The following is a 17,789-nucleotide window of genomic DNA, read 5'->3' on the forward strand; positions in this document are numbered from 1 at the left end:
TGGCTTGTGCGGGCGGACCATAATGGCGCGTCCGAGCGCGCCGTCGCGGTATTCCACTGCGTGTTCAGGGCTTTCCAAGAACAGCGCAAGCCGTCCGTCCTCTCCCGATGCAGTCCCACCAAGGTCTCCCGCGCCCCCAGCGTACCTGGGCAATCCTGACAGTGTTTTGCGGCCTGGTCATGGCCGTTCTCGATGGATCGATCGCCAATATCGCGCTTCCGTCCATTTCGCGGGATCTACAGAGCGACCCTGCACGAACCATCTGGGTCGTGAATGCCTATCAGCTCTCGGTCACGATCTTCCTGCTGCCGCTGTCGTCACTCGGCGAAATCCTCGGGTACAAGCGCGTCTACCGGGTCGGGCTGGCCACGTTCCTGGTGGGGTCACTGCTCTGCGCACTGTCACCCAACCTGCCGGTGCTGGTGGCGGCGCGTGTCATCCAGGGCATCGGCGGCGCGGGCATCATGAGTGTCAATACGGCACTGGTCCGCTATATCTACCCGCCGACCCGGCTGGGGCGCGGCATCGGTCTCAACGCGCTCGTGGTCGGGGTGACCATTGCCGTGGGGCCGTCGCTGGGCGCCCTGATCCTCGGATTCGGCAGTTGGCCCTGGCTTTTCGCGGTCAACGTGCCAGTCGCCATTTTCGCGCTTGCAATATCGCGCCGCGCGCTGCCCGAGACGCCGCCGCAGCCGCGCGCCTTTGACTATCCCAGCGCCGTGCTGTCCGCCGTGGTGATCGGGCTGTTCGTGCTGGGCGTGGATGGGCTGGGACACCAGACGTTGCGGATCGCAGGGGTAACCGGCCTGTTGCTGTCCATCCTGCTCGGCTGGCTGCTGGTACGCCGGCAGCAGGGCCAGCCGGCGCCGCTTGTGCCGGTAGACCTGTTTGCCAGCCGCGCCTTCACGCTGGCCGTTGGCACCTCGTTCTGTTCCTTCATGACGCAGATGCTGGCGTTTGTGGCGTTGCCGTTCTACCTCGAATACCAGCTTGGCCGCAGCCTGGCGGAGACTGGCCTGCTGATCACGCCGTGGCCGCTGATGGTGGCCCTCATGGCCGCCCTGTCGGGCCGGTTGTCGGACCGGTATCCCGCCAGCGTGCTGGCCGGTACGGGGCTGATGATGCTGGCTGCCGGGCTGGTCGGCCTGGCGGTGCTGAGCCCCGATGCCGGCAGCCTGGACATCGCCTGGCGCACCGCGCTATGCGGCTTCGGCTTCGGGTTCTTCCAGTCGCCCAACAACCGCGCCATGATCAGCGCCACACCGCACGAGCGCAGCGGTGGCGCAAGCGGTGCACAGGCCACGACGCGCCTGCTTGGACAAACCACAGGCACCGCCGTCGTTGCCGTGCTGTTCAGCCTGGATCGCGGCGACGCCGCGCGGACCGCGCTGTATGTGGCCGCCCTGGTGGCCACCCTCGGCGCCATTGTCAGCCTGAGCCGGTTGCGCGATCGCCAGGTTACGGATACAACGGGCCCCTCAGCGTAGCGCGTCCCGATGGGCCATGCCCAGCGCGCGCTCGATCCGCTCCAGGCGCTCGTGCCACGTGGACGCATCATCCGGTGCCGGGACCGCCAGGCCGCCGTGGCCGCCGGCATCGCGAATCCGGTTGTGATCGCCTTCCACCGAAATCACGGTACAACCCGCCAGCAGCAGCACCAGCGCCGCCGTGCCAAACACGCCGCCCATGCCGCGCCCCTTCCGCACGTATCGATTCGCCATGATTTCCTCGTGACATCGGCCAGTCAACAAAAAAACCGGGCAATGCACCGTCCTGCCTGACAGCGCGTTGCCCGGAACCGCTACCGGCTTACCCGCCGGCTGGGTACTTCCTGGTCAGTTCAGGCCGGGCCCAGATCGAGCCACGGCTTGGAATCGCCACCTTCGATCGTCGACGTGTAGTTCGGATCGCCAGGCTCCTGGTCAGCGCCCACCCACCACTTGGCGCGGTACTTGTGCAGCCCCCGGCCCTCGTAGTTGTTGGTCACCTCGGCGCCCGACTCGTACGATTGCGGACGCCACGTGCCGGAGGTGTCCGAACTGCCGCCCGCCAGCACGCGCAGTTGTACCGACGTGGTGTCCTTGTCGCCCGTGCCTGCCAGGCCCGTGGCGGTCAGCTTCACCTCGATGATCGTGTCGCGATCCACCAACGGCGCGTTGGCGTTGACCGTGACCGAATCCGCACCATTGAACGACAGGCCCGGCGCCGACCACGAGAACAGCAGCGGCGGCGGGCCGCTGGAGTCGGCGGCGGACAACTGGATCGGGGCGCCGCTTTCGACCTGGGTCCGTCCGGTGATAACGGCCACCACGTCGCCTTCCGAGGCCTCGCCCGGCACGATGGTCAGGAAGATCGCGCTCTGGTCGGTTTCGGTACCGTCGTTCACGGTCAGCTTGACCCAATAGTCGGTCGGTGCCGTCACCGACGGCGCGGTGCCTTCCACCGTTTCGTCGGTGCTGCCGTCGAACGGCAGGTCCGGCGCATCCCACACATAGGTCAGGGGATTGTCATCGGGGTCGAACGACGCTTCGGCGGACAGGGCGTACGGCGTGCCCGATTCCAGCAGCACGGTGATCCGGGAAGTAGGCGGCTCCTGGGTCTTCTTCTTGACCACCAGGTTCTGGCTGTCGGTGGCCGTCTCGCCGTTGGCGTCGGTCACCGTCAGCGTCACCGTGTAGGTACGGGTGACCAGCGGCAGCGCGCCCTCCACCACGGCGGAGGTCTTGCCGTCCAGGAACGTCAGGCCGGGCGCGCTCCACTTGTAGGTGAGCGGCTCCGCGCCATGCGAGCGCAGCCCCGAGAACGACACCTCGTCACCCTCGAACGCCTCGGTCGGCCCTTCGATCACGGCCACCGTGGCGCCCACATTGCCGGTGTTGATCCCTTCGAAGTAGAACGGCTCCATGTCGACGACTTCGGTCTTCACCGTCGCCCCCAGGCCTTCACGTGCGGCGTTCAGCAGCACGCCGTTGTCCATGTCGATGGTCCAGGTGAACAGGCCGCCCAGGTTGTGCTGGAGCACGTACTCGCCCTTTGCCTTCACCGAGCGCGGCGTGTCGATCGACAGGAACAGGCCGGTTTCGGGATTGAACAGGTAATCGGCGTCGGCCTCCTGGTCCGTGTACACGTTGAACCCGTTGATGCCCGTGCGGTTTTCGAGATCGAGGTAGTTGTACAGGATGTCGTAGAACTCGCTCGCACCCGACTCGTAGGTACCGGTGGTCGTGCCGGTACCCGGGCTGTACGTCCCCACCAGCGGCGACCAGCTTTCGATCACGGCGTTGCGCGCGCTGCGGCTGTAGGCCGCGTATCCGACGAAGATGTTCTTCGACGGCACGCCCACGCTCAGCAGGTACTGCACCGACTTGTCGATGCTGAACTGGCTGCCCTCGTAGTCGTACAGGTTCGTGTGGTGCGCCAGCTTCTCGGCCCATGGCGTGCCGAAGAAGTCGTAGGTCATCAGGTTGATGCCCTCCACACCGGCGGCCAGCATGCCCGGAATGTCGGCGGCAATCATCGTGTCCATGGCCGCGCCCGCCGCGATACTCACCCGCACGTGGGGCAGGCGCTGCTTGATGCCACGCACCAGCGCCTGGAAGTGGGCCGCGTCCTCGGGGCCATGCGGATTGCCCGCGCCGGGCATGCCCGGATATTCCCAGTCCAGGTCGACCTCGGTGAACATCGGGAACCGGTCGAAGATATAGGCGATGCTCTCGATCAGCGTCTGGCGCCGCGTGGCATCGGCCGTTGCGGCGTGGAAGGCGCCGCTCATCGTCCAGCCGCCCAGGCTGAACGACAGCTTCAGGTTCGGATTCTGCTGCTTGAGTTTGGCCAGCCCGCCCAGTACGCCCTGGGCCTTGCTCTGGTCAAACAGCTCGCGGTAGTCGTTGCTGACCCAGCCGCTGAAGCCCACGTTGCGGTACGACGCCACATCGCCCCACGGGTCGGTGAAGGTGGCTTCGTTGAGCTTCTTGCCAAAATCCACCGCCGCCTGGTCGATCGTGTACTGCTTCTCGCCCGTGTCGCCCACGATGCCGGCGAAGCCGATGATCAGACGATCGTAAGCCGATGCATTGAGCAGCATCAGGTCGGTGCCACGGCCTGCGGCGCTATTGGCGTAATTGCCATCCAGCCGGCCGTCGTACTGCGACCAGTCGGTGTAGTAGCCGAAAACCTGCGTACCTTTCTGCGTCGCACCGTAGGTGTTGTACACGCGCTTGGCAACACGGGTCGAGGTGTACGAGTACTTCTCGACCTCGGTGGCCGGATCGTAGTTGTTTTGCTTGTAGGTGCGGTCCGACGCGCCCTTCGAATCCGGAATATTGGGATCGCCCGGATCTTGCGCGTAGACCAGCTTGCTGTTGTTGCGCCCGCTGCCCAGCACATTGCGCACGCCGGCAAAGCGGCGCAGCGGCACACGCGGCGGTTCCGTATCCGAGGGGTCCCCGCTGCGATATGTGCGCGAGTTCCAGCCGGCGCGCCCCTGGGTTGCCTGGCCGGCCGGTTGGTCGTTGCTGTCACACGATTTCTTTGTCATGACATCTGTCCTTGCAGAATGGTTTGAATGCCGCCGGCGTGTTGCGCCTTTTTGATTCCGGCCCGTGATACCGGCGGCCAGACGCATCTTTCTCTTCCGGCCACTGCAATGACATGGATCCGGCGTGGAATATAAACGGTGATATCCGTTTCAACCCGGATTCTCCGATTTCCCCCCGTGCATATACGCAATCGGGTTTCCGCACCAATACCCGCTAATCCCCGGACATGGATCGGCAATGACCCATCGCGGCTAATGGATGACGTGGATTCGCGCAAATCCATCGGTCGCGCAATGCCTGACTGCCGCAATAACTTAATACCCGAATGGGTTATGATGCGGGCGGTATCCCGCGTCCGCGGACTTTAATATCGTCAGGTCATCTTGTCCTGACAATCGATCAGCACGCACGGATATTCCTTATCCAGACAAAGATGGTGAACCCACTGCACCGTCCATTGTTTCCATAATTGGCGATATACGGCAGAGAACGGCGTTGAGCCGTCACCCGTGCGGGTCAGATTCCGAAGAAATATCTTCCATGGGAGCTATTTCTGCGTGTCGATACGCTTGTCGTCCATCGCAGACGACATGGGGTAATCGAAATGATCCGGAATAGCGATTCGGTATTCTTTGATTGGGACACCGACCGTGTATTACGCGGCGGCGTGGTAGCCAAGATAACCGGCCAGCAAAAGAAACTGCTGCGCCTGCTGGTGGAAGGCAAGGCCGCCGTCAAATCCCGCGATTCCCTGTTGAAGGGTGTCTGGGGTAAACGCGCCGCACTGGTGGACGAACTCTACCTGGTCCAACTGGTGTACCGCCTGCGCAAGGCGCTGAGTCCGGTCAGCCTGGACGCCCATATCGTGACCGTGCCGCGTCAGGGCTATCGGTTCATTCCGGTGCCGTACACCACCACGGTCCCGCCCGCCCCGGAAGCGGTGCCGCAGGTGGATTCCGCGCTGGAGCAGGCGCGGGGCCTGGCTCATGTGCTGGCGCGCCTGGGCATGCCGATCTCCACATCGTCAATCTCGGCGTTTTCGGATATCGACGATGCGCTGCATATCGACGAGTCGCAGGGCATCATCTCGTGCAACGGCGTCATCGCCAAGCTCACGCGCTTCGAGTTACGGCTGTTGATCGTGCTGAGGGACCACGGCGAGAAGGTCATGTCGCGGCAGCAGATCATTGCCGCGGTCTGGGGGCCGGGCGCGATGGTGGATGAAAACTGCCTGACGCAGCTGGTGTCGCGGCTGCGGCGCGCGCTGCATCCGTTGGGCCTGGACAGTTGCGTGTCGGCGGTGCCCAAGGTGGGCTACCGCTTTCGTCCGCAGACTGGCGCGGCGGCGCGTGTCCTCTGACCGCTAGCCGCCGCCCTGGCTCCGTGTCGCTACTCGGCCTTCGCGCCGGAATCCTTGACGACCTTGGCCCACTTGGCAATCTCGCCACGCTGGTAGTCGGCGAGCTTGTCAGGCGTGCCCAGCACGGGGTCCAGGCCCAGCGTCTTCAACTTGGCCTGGACGTCGGGTTGCGTGAAGATGCGGTTCAGCTCGGTGTTGAGCTTGGCCACCACGTCCTTCGGCGTGTGGGCCGGCGCGAAGATCGCGAACCAGGAGGTGGCCTCATAACCGGGCAACCCCTGTTCCGCGATGGTCGGAATATCCGGCGCCGATGCCGATCGCTGCGCACTGGTCACACCCAGCGCCCGCAGCTTGCCCTCCTTCACCACGGGCAATGCCGAGGGCAGGTTGTCGAACATCATCGTAATATGGCCACCCAGCAGGTCTGGAATGGCCATGGCCCGGCCCTTGTACGGCACGTGAACGATCTTGGTGCCGGCCATGGTGTTGAACAGTTCGCCCGCCACATGCAGCGACGTCCCCACGCCCGGCGTGCCGAACGTCAGCTGGCCCGGCTTCGACTTGGCCAGTGCGATCAGTTCCTGGACGTTTTTCGCCGGCACCGACGGGTGCACGACGAGCACGTTGGGGGTCGACGCCAGCAGGATCACCGGCGTGAAGTCCTTCACCATGTCATACGGCATCTTGCTGTAGAGCGCGCCGTTGATCGAATGCGTGCCCACCGTGCCCATGGCCAGCGTGTAGCCGTCCGGCGCGGCATGGGCCACCGCCTCGCCGCCGATATTGCCGCCGGCACCGGGCTTGTTGTCGACCACCACCGGCTGACCCAGCGAGAATTTCTCGGAAACGATGCGTGCCAGGATATCGGGCGCCCCGCCACTCGGAAAACCCACCACGATGCGGACGGGCTTGGTCGGGTAGGCGTCTGCGGCCAGCACGGCAGGGGCCGCGGACACGGCGGCGAGAGCGGCCGTGGCAGCCAGCATCCCCAGCACCTTCCGGCGCCGGATCATTCGAGCACGCATGATTCTGTCTCCTGAATCGTTCTTTATTTAGATACCGGAATTGCAATCGCCTTGCGACTACACGGCAATATTGCCGAATTCCTTTGACACCTGGTCGTGCAGGCGACGCATGCCGCGCAACCAGCGATCATAGTCCTGCCCCTTGCGCCGATAGTATTCCAGCACCTCCGGATGCGGCAGCACCAGGAAGCTCTCGGCGGCCATGCCCTCCAGCGTCTTCTCGGCCACGTGCTCCGGCGTGACCGAGCCCGCCTGCAGGAACCCCTTGCGCTCGCCGTCCTCGCCGAACAGCATTTTCGTCTGCACGCCCTGCGGGCAGATGCAGCTCACCTTGATGCCACGGTCGCCATATGTGATCGATAGCCATTCGGCAAAGCCGATGGCCGCGTGCTTGGTCACGGCATACGGCGCCGAACCGATCTGCGACAACAGGCCGGCGGCGGAGACCGTATTGACCAGATAGCCGTCGCCGCGCTCCAGCATCTGCGGCAGCACGGCCTTGGCGGCATGGATATGGGCCATGACGTTGATGTCCCAGATCCGTTGCCACTCTTCGGCGGATGCCTCCAGCCCCTTGCGCAGGATGATGCCGGCGTTCGAGCAGAAGACGTCGACCTGGCCAAAGCGTTGCGTGGCGGTATCGACCAGGCCCTGCACCGCGGCGGCATCGGCGACGTCCACCCGCTGCGAGAACACCTGGCACTGCGGCGCGGCGGCGGCCGCTTCGGCGGCCACCTGCGCGGCGCCGGCGGCATCGATGTCGGCCACGGCCACGCCGCGGGCGCCGGCCCTGGCAAACGCCAGCACCAGCGCGCGTCCGATGCCCGTACCGCCACCCGTCACGATCACAGTCTTGTTACGAATCTCCATCGATATCTCCTTCTCGTTTTCAGAATCCGGTCACGCGGACTGCCACAGCCGCGTTGCAAGTGTGTCGGCCAGCTCACGAATGCGCGGCCCAAGGTTACCTTCGAGAACTTCCGGAGACAGCCGCGTCGACGCGCCGCCGATATTGATCGACAGCACTTCGGAGCCATCCGCCAGCCGGACGGGCGCCGCCGCGCCGCTGACCGACCTGTCCCACTCGGCATGGGCTACGCAGAAGCCCCGGCGCGCGTGCTCGCGCATGGCGCGTTCGAGCCGCGTGCGCACGCCGGGCCAGCGCGTGCCGTGCTGGCGTTCCAGTTCGGTCATCACGGCCGTACGCCGCGCCACGGGCAGCCCAGCCAGCCAGGCGCGGCCGATGGCCGACGTCGCCATCGGCAGGCGCGATCCCGGCGTGAGCCGCATGACCAGCGCGCCACGCGGCTGGCAGACCTCCAGGTAGAGCATGTCATGCCGATCGGGCGCCGCCAGCGCCACGGTACATCCCGTCGCAAATGCAAGAGACTGCATCAGCGGCTGCGCGATATTGCGGATGCCGGCGCCGGACAGATAACGCTGCCCGGGCAGCATCGCGCCCTGGCCGATGCGGTACTTTTCCTGGTCTTCCACATAGACGAGATAGCCGACGCTGGCCAGTGTGTAGGTGAGCCGCGACACCGTGGGTCGGGGAATACCCGTACGCCGGGACAGTTCGGCGTTGCCCAGGAAGTCGTCGTCCGGGCCAAAGGCGCGCAGCAGTTCCAGCCCGCGCGCCAGCGCCGTGACGAAGTTGCGGTCCTCGCCATCCATCGCGTGCGCGGCCTCGCTCGACACAAGGGCGGAATCGGGCGGCTGCGGAATCGAGGTCGTGCGCTTCATGGTGCGATTGATATCAGTTTCCGTGCCCGATGCACGTCGCTATGTAGCGAAAACATGTCCGTCAGAAGTCCGGTTCATGGACCGAAGGACGAAGTCGCCATTCCGGGACGGTTCAACCGGGCGCCTGGGCAAAATTCGGACGGCTACGATTCCACCCCCGGAGTGACCTTGCCACACTGGCTCGCCAACACTAACTGGGAGGCTATCAACATGTGGCTGGATGAACGCGGCATTTGCCGAGCCATCGACGCCAGCCAGTTCCTGCAGGCCGAGCTTCGCTCGGTTGCGCAGATCCGGCTCTGGTGGATGTCAGGCTACTCTACGGAACGCATAGTCCGCGAATTGGGTCTTGCCGAGACGGCGCAGCGCATCGCGCGACGGCAGGCCTCTCTCCTCTTCAATGGACGGCACCTGCGTTGGGTGGAGACGAACAATGACCGGTCATGGCCCGCCATCTCGGGAAAACGCGGCTATACCTCCCCAGAGTAACAGCACGAGCGGAATCTGGGCCCCATCCCAGCGGGGCGCTATGTAGCCAGCCAAGGTGAAATGCAGCGGTGGGACGACATCGGTCTTGTTGAGAAGCTGCTTGCGGTAGCAAAACGGGGGCCTTTCCCTGGCGGGACTATTGCATGGGGTTATCACCGTGTCTGGCTAAAGCCGCAAGCGGGGACGAAGAGCTTCGGCAGATCTGGATTCTCGATCCATGGCGGCCTTGAACCCGGCTCCGCAGGCTGCATAGATCTCACCTCGAACATGCCGGCATTCGTCCACGAGTTCATTCCGTACGCAAAGGACATGACCCTTGAAGTCAGCTATTAGGTGGCTTGCGACCTGCCTCGCAGTGCTACTACTGCTAGCCGTCGGGATTGATGCACTCAACGCATGGCGGGATTCGGCGCCGTATCACTTCGGCGGCGACGGCGGCGCCATGGCGAACCGCTGGGCATATCGGTCGCTGGCAGCTTACCTGCTCACTGCCACGCTCATTGCATGTGCATGTGTGCTTGCCCTGCTTGGCATGTGGGCGGGCTCGATGGCTTTGCCTTGGCGCAGGGCATGCGTCATGCCATTGCTCGTGCTGATCGGGGTCATCGCCACGGACTGGATATCGGAAATTCTTTAAGGCTCGGCGCGTCCTTCCCCCGGGGGTTTTCCCGGCCCTGCCCATGCAGTGAAGACATACGCGTCATAGGTGGCGCAAATAAGGCCCACGCCTCCCCACCCCGAGCCACTTGCACGCTGAAATCAGGGAATTCACCGACGCAGCACGGCGGGATGTGGACTCCCTATTTCGCGTATCGGAATACTACGTCCGATTGCTTGACGCTCGCTGAAACGCTATGCAAAGTCGCCGAAAACGAACGACCGTGCGAGAACGCGACACGGCGTCGGAGATACAGCGCGGGTGCCGTCACGGCACACCAACGCAAGGAGACAACGCATGGCATTGTTTTTCCAGCAGTTCCTCAACGGTCTCACACTGGGCGGCGTCTACAGCCTGGTGGCATTGGGACTAACCCTTGTCTACGGCATCCTGCACGTGCCCAACTTCGCGCATGGCGCGTTGTACATGGCCGGCGCGTATGTGTCGTACTACGCGATGACCACGCTCGGGCTGAACTACTGGCTGGCCATGCTGGCCGCTGCGGCAGTCGTGGCCGTGCTGTCGATGCTGGCGGACCGGCTGGTCTTTCATCCGCTGCGCAATGCGCCCGAGATCCACGACATGATCGCCGCCATCGGCATCCTGCTGTTTCTCGAAGCCGGGGCGCAGGCGCTGTGGGGGGCCGATTTCCATCGCATGCCCACGCCCTACGGCCAGATGGTGGACATCTTCGGCCTCACCGCGCCGCTGCAGCGCGTGCTGATCATCGTCGCCGCGTTCGGGCTCATGGTGCTGCTGCATCTGTTCCTGACGCGGACGGTCACTGGCTCGACGATCGTCGCCATGGCGCAGAACCGCGAAGGCGCGGCGCTGGTCGGCATCGACGCCACGCGCGTGACGCTGCTGGTGTTTGCCATCTCCGGGGCACTGGCCGCGATTGCCGCCACGCTCTACGCGCCGATCAACCTGGTGTACCCAAGCATGGGCAACCTGGTCATCACCAAGGCATTCGTGATCATCATCCTGGGCGGCATGGGCAGCATTCCGGGCGCCATCGTCGGCGGGCTGATCATCGGCATGGCCGAGAGCTTCGGTGGCTTCTACATCTCCACCGACTACAAGGACATCATCGCGTTCCTGCTGCTTGTGATCATCCTGTCGGTGCGGCCGCAGGGCCTGTTCGCCGGCCGGGCCGCCTGAGGAGGACACCGACATGAAAGCACTGCAAGGCAAGACGGGCTGGGCGCTGCTGCTGGCGGCCGCCATCGCGTTCCCGCTGGTGGTCCCGAACAGCTACTTCCTGACCGTGATGACGCTGGCGTTCATCACCGCCATCGCCACGCTCGGGCTGAACCTGCTGACCGGCTACACGGGCCAGCTCAACCTGGCGCACGGCGGCTTCATGGCCATCGGTGCCTATACGCTGGGCATCCTGACCGTTGATCACCAGTTGCCGTTCTGGCTGGCCTTCGCGCTGTCGGGCGGGATCTGCATGGTGCTGGGTTACGGCGTGGGCGTGGTGTCGCTGCGCCTGAAGGGCCACTACTTCTCGATCTTCACGCTCTGTGTGGGCTACATCATCTACCTGATCATCGAGAAGTGGGAAGGGCTGACCCACGGCGCGGTGGGCCTGATCGGCATTCCGGTGCCGGCCTCGATCGGACCGGTCGCGTTCGACAGCGTGCAGGCGCAGTACTACCTGGTGCTGTTCTTCCTGGCGATCGGCACGTTCGTGATGCACCGCATCGTAGGCTCGCTGCTGGGCCGCAGCTTCATGGCCGTGCGCAACAGCGACGCGCTGGCCGAGGCGCTGGGCATCAACCTGATGCGCACCAAGGTGCTGTCGTTTGTGCTGTCGGTGGCCTATGCCGGATTCGCCGGTGCGCTCTATGCCGGCCAGGTGCGCTTTCTGGGGCCGGACATCGCCCGCACTGACATCACCTTCGACATGGTGATGTCGATGCTGGTCGGCGGCACCGGCACGCTGCTTGGGCCGCTGCTGGGCGCCGTGCTGGTGCCGTGGGTCACGCAGACCCTGCAATTCCTGCAGGACTACCGCATGCTGGTATTCGGCCCGGTGCTGATCCTGCTGATCATCTTCGTGCCCGATGGCATCGTGGGGTCGTTCCTCAAGCGCCAGGCCCGTCGCGCCGCCGCGCAGCGCCGTGGCCAGCTGGCCGCCGCACGGGCGGCACAGCCCGCCCCCGTCCCCACCACCCGCCCGGGAGCCGAGAATGCTTGAGATCCGCAACCTGACGAAGAAATTCGGCGGCCTGACCGCGGTGCACGATGTTTCCGTGACGTTCGAGACCGGCCATATCAACGCGATCATCGGCCCCAACGGCGCCGGCAAGACCACGTTTTTCAACCTGATCGCCGGCACGCATGCGCCGTCGTCGGGCCAGATCCTCATCCGGGGCCAGGACGTGGCCGGCCAGCGCGCCGACCAGATTGCCCGGCTGGGGGTGGCCCGGACGTTCCAGGCGACGTCGCTGTTCGATCGTGCCACGGTGCTGGACAACCTGATCGTCGGCCACCGCCTGCGCACGAAGTCGGGCCTGGCGGACGTGCTGCTGAACTCGCGCCGTTTGCGCGAGGAGGAAAAGCTGTGCCGCGAGAAGGCCGAGGCGGCGCTCGACTTTGTCGGCTTGTCGCACCTGGCGCACGAAGTGGCCGCCGATATCACGCAGGAAGCCCGCAAGCGCGTGGCCTTTGCCCTGGCGCTGGCCACCGACCCCGACCTGCTGCTGCTCGACGAACCGGCCGGCGGCGTGAACCCCGAGGAAACCGTCGGCCTGGCAGAGCTGATCCGCAAGATGGTGCGCCATGGCAAGACGGTCTGCCTGATCGAACACAAGATGGACATGATCATGCGGCTGGCCGACAAGATCATGGTGCTCAACTATGGCGAGAAGATCGCCGAGGGCACGCCCGCGCAGATCCAGCAGGACCCGCGCGTCATCGAAGCCTATCTGGGAGCCGACCATGTTGCAGCTTGAACGTGTCTCGCTGTCGTACGGCAGCTTCCGCGCGCTGGACAACATCACGCTGCACGCCAGGGCCGGCGAGCTGGTGGTGCTGCTGGGCGCCAACGGCGCTGGCAAGAGCTCGATCTTCCTGGCGATGAGCGGCATCCACCGTACCAGCGGCGGCAGCATGCGCTTCGACGGACGCGAACTGGGCGGCATGAAGCCGTCGCAGATCGTGCAGGCCGGGCTGGTGCATTGCCCCGAGGGCCGCAAGCTGTTCCCGGCCATGAGCGTCGAGAAGAACCTGACGCTGGGCGCCTACGTGCATCGGCGCGACCGCAGCGGCATCCGTACCACGCTGGAAGAGGTCTACGAGATGTTCCCGATCCTGCGCCAGAAGAAGGACGACCCGGCCGGATCGCTGTCCGGCGGACAGCAGCAGATGGTGGCACTGGGCCGCGCGCTGATGGGCCGCCCCCGCGCGTTGCTGCTCGACGAACCGTCGCTGGGGCTGGCGCCGCTGGTGGTCAAGCAGATGTTTGAGGTGATCCAGCGCATCAATCGGGCCGGCACGACGGTGCTGCTGGCGGAACAGAACGCCTACGCGGCGCTTGGCATCGCCCATCGCGCCTATGTCATCGAAAGCGGCCGCATCGTGATGGAAGGCGACCGCGACGCGCTGCTGAAGGACGAAGGGATACGCAAGGCGTATATCGGCGGGTAGCCATTGATGTTCTCCCCTCTCCCGCGCGCGGGAGAGGGGAGCGCAATGCCAAACAACAGAATCCAAAGGAGACAACACATGCAACAGAAGACATTGGGTCGTTTCTTCGCGCTGGCCACCTGCGCAGCCGCCACCATCGCCGCAGCGTCGCCCGCTCTGGCGCAGGAAGTGGTGAAGATCGGCTACACGGGTCCGCTGTCCGGTGGCGCCGCGCTCTATGGCAAGAACGTGCTGTCCGGCATCCAGATGGCCGTGGATGAAATCAACGCGGCCGGTCTGCAGGTGGGCGGCAAGAAAGTGAAGCTCGAAGTGGTGGCGCTGGACGACAAGTACGCGCCCGCCGAAGCCGCCATCAACGCGCGCCGGCTGGTGCAGCAGCACAAGACGCCGGCGGTGTTCGTGCCGCACTCGGGCGGCATCTTCGCGCTGCAGGCATTCAACGAGCAGGAGAAATTCCTGGTCATGGCCTATTCGAGCGTGCCGCGCATCACCGACGCCGGCAACAAGCTCACGATCCGCATCCCCCCGGCCTACACCGGCTATATCGAGCCGTTCGTGAAGGCCCAGATGAAGCGCTACGGCAAGAACGTGGCGATGGTGCCGGCCGATCACGACTACGCCAAGGCCTGGGTGCAGGCGTTCGTACCGGCCTGGGAAGGTGCCGGCGGCAAGGTGGTGGGCAACAATCCGATGTCGTACACCAAGGCCACGGACTTCTACACCGGCGTGTCGCGCGCCATCGCCGACAAACCCGACGTGATGTTCGTGGGCGGCCCGTCCGAGCCTACCGCGCTGGTGGTCAAGCAGGCCCGCGAACTGGGCTTCAAGGGCGGCTTCATCATCATGGACCAGGCCAAGATGGACGAGATGGCCAAGGTCACGAACGGCCTGGCCATGCTGGAAGGCTCGATCGGCGTGATGCCGCTGGTCAACGACGCCCGTCCGGCCGCGCAGGCCTACAACGCCCGGTACAAGAAGCTGCACGACGGCCGCGACGCCACCACGGAGATGTCGCTGAACTACACGATGACCTGGGCACTGGCCAACGCGATGAAGCTGGCCGGCACCACCACCGACGCCGCGGCAATCCGCGCCAAGATGCCCGACGCGGTGAAGGCGCTGCCCAAGGAAGTCAATCCGAACGAGGTGGATGGCATCGACGCCAAGGGCGGCTCGGTGGCCGATACCGTGGTGGGTTGGGTCCAGAAGGGCAAGATCGAGCCGGTACGCCTGTCGGAACTGGCCAAGTAAGGACGCAGCAGCACCACAAGGAAGAGAGAGAGAGAGAGAGAGAGAGAGAGAGAGGCGGAGGGAGCTGTACCCCGCTGGCGGGCATGCCAGCACTGACGTAGCAGTCTAAAAAAAAAGCGTAAGTGGAGAGAAACGAAGGGCGTCCGGCACAACCGGACGCCCTTTGTCTTTACCGCACCCGGCGATCAGCGCCGCTCGTCGTTACGCGCCTGCTGCTGCGCATGGCGGGCCTGTTCCTGCTGGGCCCGCTGTTGCTGCTGCTGTTGCTGTTGCTGGCGTTGCTGTTCCTGGAACTGCCGCTGCCGGTCCTGCTGCTGGCGCTGTTGCTCCTGTGCCTGGCGCTGTTGCTGCTGCATCTGTTGCTGCTGTTCCTGCGCGCGCCGCTGCTGTTCCTGCGCCTGGCGCTGCTGCTCCATCTGCTGGCGCTGCACGGCCTGTTGCCGCTGCTGCTCGAACTGCTGACGCTGCTGTTCCTGGAACTGACGCGCCTGCTCCAGTTGCTGGCGCTGCGCGGCCTGCTGACGTTGCTGCTCCATCTGCTGGCGCTGCTGCTCCATCTGCTGGCGCTGCTGTTCCTGGATCTGCCGCTGCTGCTGATCGCGCATCTGCGCCTGCCGCTGCATGTCCTGCTGCTGACGCTCCTGTTGCGCGCGCTGCTGGTCGAACTGCCGCTGGCGTTCCTGCGCCTGGCGCTGGACGTCCTGCTGCTGACGCTCCTGCTGCGCGCGCTGCTGGTCGAACTGCCGCTGGCGTTCCTGCGCCTGGCGCTGGACGTCCTGCTGCTGACGCTCCTGTTGCGCGCGCTGCTGGTCGAACTGCCGCTGGCGTTCCTGCGCCTGGCGCTGGACGTCCTGCTGCTGACGCTCCTGTTGCGCGCGCTGCTGGTCGAACTGCCGCTGGCGCTCCTGCGCCTGCTGCTGGACGTCCTGCTGCTGACGCTCCTGCTGCGCGCGCTGCTGGTCGAACTGCTGCCGGCGCTGCGCATCCTGCGATTGCCGCTGCTGGTCCTGCATCTGCCGCTGTTGATCCTGCATCTGCCGCTGCAGCGCCTGCTGTTGCTGCCGCTGGTTGTCCGTGGACAGCCGCTGCTGGTCTTGCATCTGCCGTTGCTGGTCGTGCAACTGGCGCTGCTGGTCACGCTGCTGCTCGAACTGCTGGCGCTGGGCATCCGACACCCCGCTGCGCAGCCCGTCGGGCCGCTGCCCCGGCCCAGGGCCTGCCTGCGCGGCCTGGCTCATGCGCACGTCCGGCTGCCAGACCTGCCCCGGTTGCGGGCCGCGTCGCGCGTCGTCGCGACCCGCCTGACCGGGCTGACCCTGACGGCGGTTATCCGGGCCGGCTGTCGGCCCGTGCCAGGCCGGCCCGGCGCCGCCCGTCCCGCCCTCGCGGGCAAAACGGCGGGCCAGGTCGTCCACGCCAACGCGCCCGGGCGGGTGCGCGGCGATGGCTTGCCGTTCAAATCCCTGTCGCGCCATCGGCGGCAGACCCTGCGGCCGCGCGCCGCCGATCAGGCTGGCCTTCACCGGCGCCATGATCGGCCCGCCGCGCGCCTCGCCCGCCGGCAGTTGGCGCCATTCGTCGCGATGGCTGCCCCGCGGTACGGGCCGACCCTCCACGAAATTGCGCGACGGCATGCCCGTGATCGCGCCCGGCACATTGCGGTTTACCCAGCGGTCACGGTCGCCGCCGCGCATCCACGTGTCGTTGACCGGAAAATTGTTGATACGCGTGACATAGCGCGGACTGGCCCGGTACACGGGCCGGTAGACGTCGCGCGGCCCCAGCGGATACCAGGCCACGCCCGGGCCGCCACCGATGCGAATGCTGGTGCCGCCGATGAAACCGACCACGGCCGGCGCGTAGCAGGGGCGCACCGCAACCGGCCCCGGCACCCAGCCCCAACGGCTGCCGAAGTGGGCCCATCGCCCGTAGTGCGACGGCGCAAAGCCCCACGGCGCGTCGTCGATCCAGGTCCAGCCCCACGGCGCCACCCATGCCCAGCGACCCGTGCTGTAAGGCGCCCAGCCCGGCGCCACCTCGCGCGGGAACCACACGGCGCCATAGCCCGGGTCCTGCTGCCAGTCGCCGTAATCGTCCAGCGCGGTGTAGCCGGTCATGTCGGGCGGCACATAGCGCGCCGACGGTGACGCGTCTGCGCGTGCATCGCGCGCGGCGGTCCACTGGTCGAAGCTGTCGGGCGGCGGATAGTTGCCCGCGCCCGCGTCCGCCAGGTCGGTGCCCGCAAACCGCATGCGCTGCCCGCGGCCGAGTTCGATCGACCGGGTGTCTCCATACAGCACGGCGCTGCCATGGCGCATCGACACAAGCGTGGACGTCCCGTCGGGCGACACGTCGATCCGGTAGTCGCCCGGTTCGCGCGGTACAAATGCCAGATTTGGCGTATCGACTTCCACCTGCTGGTCGGCCGGCAGCGCCCGCACGCGCAGTTGCAGCGTGCCCTGGGTCAGCTTTACCTGGGTGGCGCGGTCGTCGAGGTTCAGGATCGTCACGGCAGTGCCCCCGCCCAGCCGCACCGCCGTGGTGCCGGCGTGGAGTTCGGCGCGGCCGCCCGGGTCCACCCAGAGCCGGTCGCCGGTCGTGATCGGCCGGTTCAACCCCACGGCCGCCCAATCGTCTGAGCCGGCTGGCGCGAAACTCAGGCCGCCGGCCATTTCGGTGACCGTGGCAATGCGCGATGGCGGGTCGGCCACCGTCGCGGACGGGTCGCCCAGTACGTTGGCATCGTTGGGGTCCTGCTGGATATAGCCGGGCGGCACACCCGGCGCGCCCGGGCTGTAGTCCTGTGCCCCGGCGTTCACCTGGACCAGGACGGCGGCGGCCAGGCCGATGGCGGCTGGCACGAGCGTGAAGCGATGACGGGATTGCATATCGATTACCTGATTCCGGTGGGCCGTGCCGGCGACCTTGGCGGCAAGCACCCGCTGCCACCGTATATCGGATAACGGCGCAGCGTCGGGCCTGTGTACCGGACTTTGTAAGCACATATTTCCCCGCCGCCGCGCGGTGGCATGCGGGACAAAGGCGGATACAAGTCTTGCAGATGGAGGAAA

The 17,789-nt window shown here is 65.7% G+C and carries 15 protein-coding genes; 9 read left to right on the plus strand and 6 right to left on the minus strand.

The genetic code is table 11. The annotated features are described in order from the left end of the window. Nucleotides 1–107: 107 nt before the first annotated feature. On the plus strand, nucleotides 108–1,487 hold the full coding sequence (locus D9X30_RS04745) for an MFS transporter (RefSeq protein ID WP_153949235.1): 1,380 nt from the start codon (nucleotides 108–110) through the stop codon (nucleotides 1,485–1,487). Here D9X30_RS04745 and D9X30_RS04750 read toward each other — a convergent pair. Beyond that, nucleotides 1,479–1,721 (minus strand): hypothetical protein, encoded by a 243-nt coding sequence (locus D9X30_RS04750; RefSeq protein ID WP_153949234.1) that lies wholly within the window; start codon nucleotides 1,719–1,721, stop codon nucleotides 1,479–1,481. The genes D9X30_RS04745 and D9X30_RS04750 overlap by 9 nt on opposite strands. Nucleotides 1,722–1,840: 119 nt before the next feature. After that, complete coding sequence (locus D9X30_RS04755) at nucleotides 1,841–4,537, minus strand: glycoside hydrolase family 18 protein (protein ID WP_153949233.1); 2,697 nt, start codon at nucleotides 4,535–4,537, stop codon at nucleotides 1,841–1,843. 668 nt (nucleotides 4,538–5,205) lie between these two features. Here D9X30_RS04755 and D9X30_RS04760 point away from each other — a divergent pair. Beyond that, complete coding sequence (locus D9X30_RS04760; protein WP_194946573.1) at nucleotides 5,206–5,898, plus strand: winged helix-turn-helix domain-containing protein; 693 nt, start codon at nucleotides 5,206–5,208, stop codon at nucleotides 5,896–5,898. Between the two features lie 29 nt (nucleotides 5,899–5,927). Here the strand turns inward: D9X30_RS04760 and D9X30_RS04765 are convergent, their stop codons facing one another. From D9X30_RS04765 to D9X30_RS04775, 3 genes are read right to left on the minus strand one after another with little or no spacing between them, the layout of a single operon-like run. Continuing rightward, nucleotides 5,928–6,923, minus strand: coding sequence for a tripartite tricarboxylate transporter substrate binding protein (locus D9X30_RS04765; RefSeq protein WP_153949231.1), 996 nt, complete (start codon nucleotides 6,921–6,923; stop codon nucleotides 5,928–5,930). Between the two features lie 57 nt (nucleotides 6,924–6,980). Further along, nucleotides 6,981–7,793 (minus strand): SDR family oxidoreductase, encoded by an 813-nt coding sequence (locus tag D9X30_RS04770; protein ID WP_153949230.1) that lies wholly within the window; start codon nucleotides 7,791–7,793, stop codon nucleotides 6,981–6,983. A 30-nt stretch (nucleotides 7,794–7,823) separates the two neighbouring features. After that, nucleotides 7,824–8,666 carry an IclR family transcriptional regulator gene (locus D9X30_RS04775; protein WP_153949229.1) on the minus strand — a complete coding sequence of 281 codons (843 nt, stop codon included), beginning with the start codon at nucleotides 8,664–8,666 and terminating at the stop codon, nucleotides 7,824–7,826. 54 nt (nucleotides 8,667–8,720) lie between these two features. Here D9X30_RS04775 and D9X30_RS04780 point away from each other — a divergent pair, with 54 nt between their 5' ends. The 7 genes from D9X30_RS04780 to D9X30_RS04810 all read left to right on the plus strand — a co-directional run bounded on the left by D9X30_RS04780 (nucleotide 8,721) and on the right by D9X30_RS04810 (nucleotide 14,718). Beyond that, on the plus strand, nucleotides 8,721–9,155 hold the full coding sequence (locus D9X30_RS04780; RefSeq protein ID WP_153949228.1) for a hypothetical protein: 435 nt from the start codon (nucleotides 8,721–8,723) through the stop codon (nucleotides 9,153–9,155). Nucleotides 9,156–9,471: 316 nt separating this feature from the next. Next, the gene (locus D9X30_RS04785; protein ID WP_153949227.1) at nucleotides 9,472–9,792 is read left to right on the plus strand and encodes a hypothetical protein; all 321 of its coding nucleotides are present in this window, start codon (nucleotides 9,472–9,474) and stop codon (nucleotides 9,790–9,792) included. Between the two features lie 318 nt (nucleotides 9,793–10,110). Next, nucleotides 10,111–10,974: a branched-chain amino acid ABC transporter permease gene (locus tag D9X30_RS04790; RefSeq protein ID WP_153949226.1), complete on the plus strand. Its 864-nt coding sequence runs from the start codon at nucleotides 10,111–10,113 to the stop codon at nucleotides 10,972–10,974. A gap of 13 nt (nucleotides 10,975–10,987) precedes the next feature. Then, on the plus strand, nucleotides 10,988–12,016 hold the full coding sequence (locus D9X30_RS04795) for a branched-chain amino acid ABC transporter permease (RefSeq protein ID WP_153949225.1): 1,029 nt from the start codon (nucleotides 10,988–10,990) through the stop codon (nucleotides 12,014–12,016). Then, nucleotides 12,009–12,773: an ABC transporter ATP-binding protein gene (locus D9X30_RS04800; protein ID WP_092602677.1), complete on the plus strand. Its 765-nt coding sequence runs from the start codon at nucleotides 12,009–12,011 to the stop codon at nucleotides 12,771–12,773. Before D9X30_RS04795 ends, D9X30_RS04800 begins: the two co-directional genes overlap by 8 nt. After that, nucleotides 12,760–13,467, plus strand: coding sequence for an ABC transporter ATP-binding protein (locus tag D9X30_RS04805; RefSeq protein ID WP_153949224.1), 708 nt, complete (start codon nucleotides 12,760–12,762; stop codon nucleotides 13,465–13,467). The genes D9X30_RS04800 and D9X30_RS04805 overlap by 14 nt, the downstream gene beginning before the upstream one ends. Before the next feature lie 78 nt (nucleotides 13,468–13,545). Further along, nucleotides 13,546–14,718, plus strand: a complete 1,173-nt coding sequence (locus tag D9X30_RS04810) for an ABC transporter substrate-binding protein (RefSeq protein ID WP_153949223.1) — start codon at nucleotides 13,546–13,548, stop codon at nucleotides 14,716–14,718. A gap of 185 nt (nucleotides 14,719–14,903) precedes the next feature. Here the strand turns inward: D9X30_RS04810 and D9X30_RS04815 are convergent, their stop codons facing one another. Continuing rightward, on the minus strand, nucleotides 14,904–17,606 hold the full coding sequence (locus tag D9X30_RS04815) for a DUF6600 domain-containing protein (protein ID WP_153949222.1): 2,703 nt from the start codon (nucleotides 17,604–17,606) through the stop codon (nucleotides 14,904–14,906). Nucleotides 17,607–17,789 lie beyond the last annotated feature (183 nt).

The organism is Cupriavidus sp. U2 (assembly GCF_009663685.2).
GTDB classification, from domain to species: domain Bacteria; phylum Pseudomonadota; class Gammaproteobacteria; order Burkholderiales; family Burkholderiaceae; genus Cupriavidus; species Cupriavidus necator_C.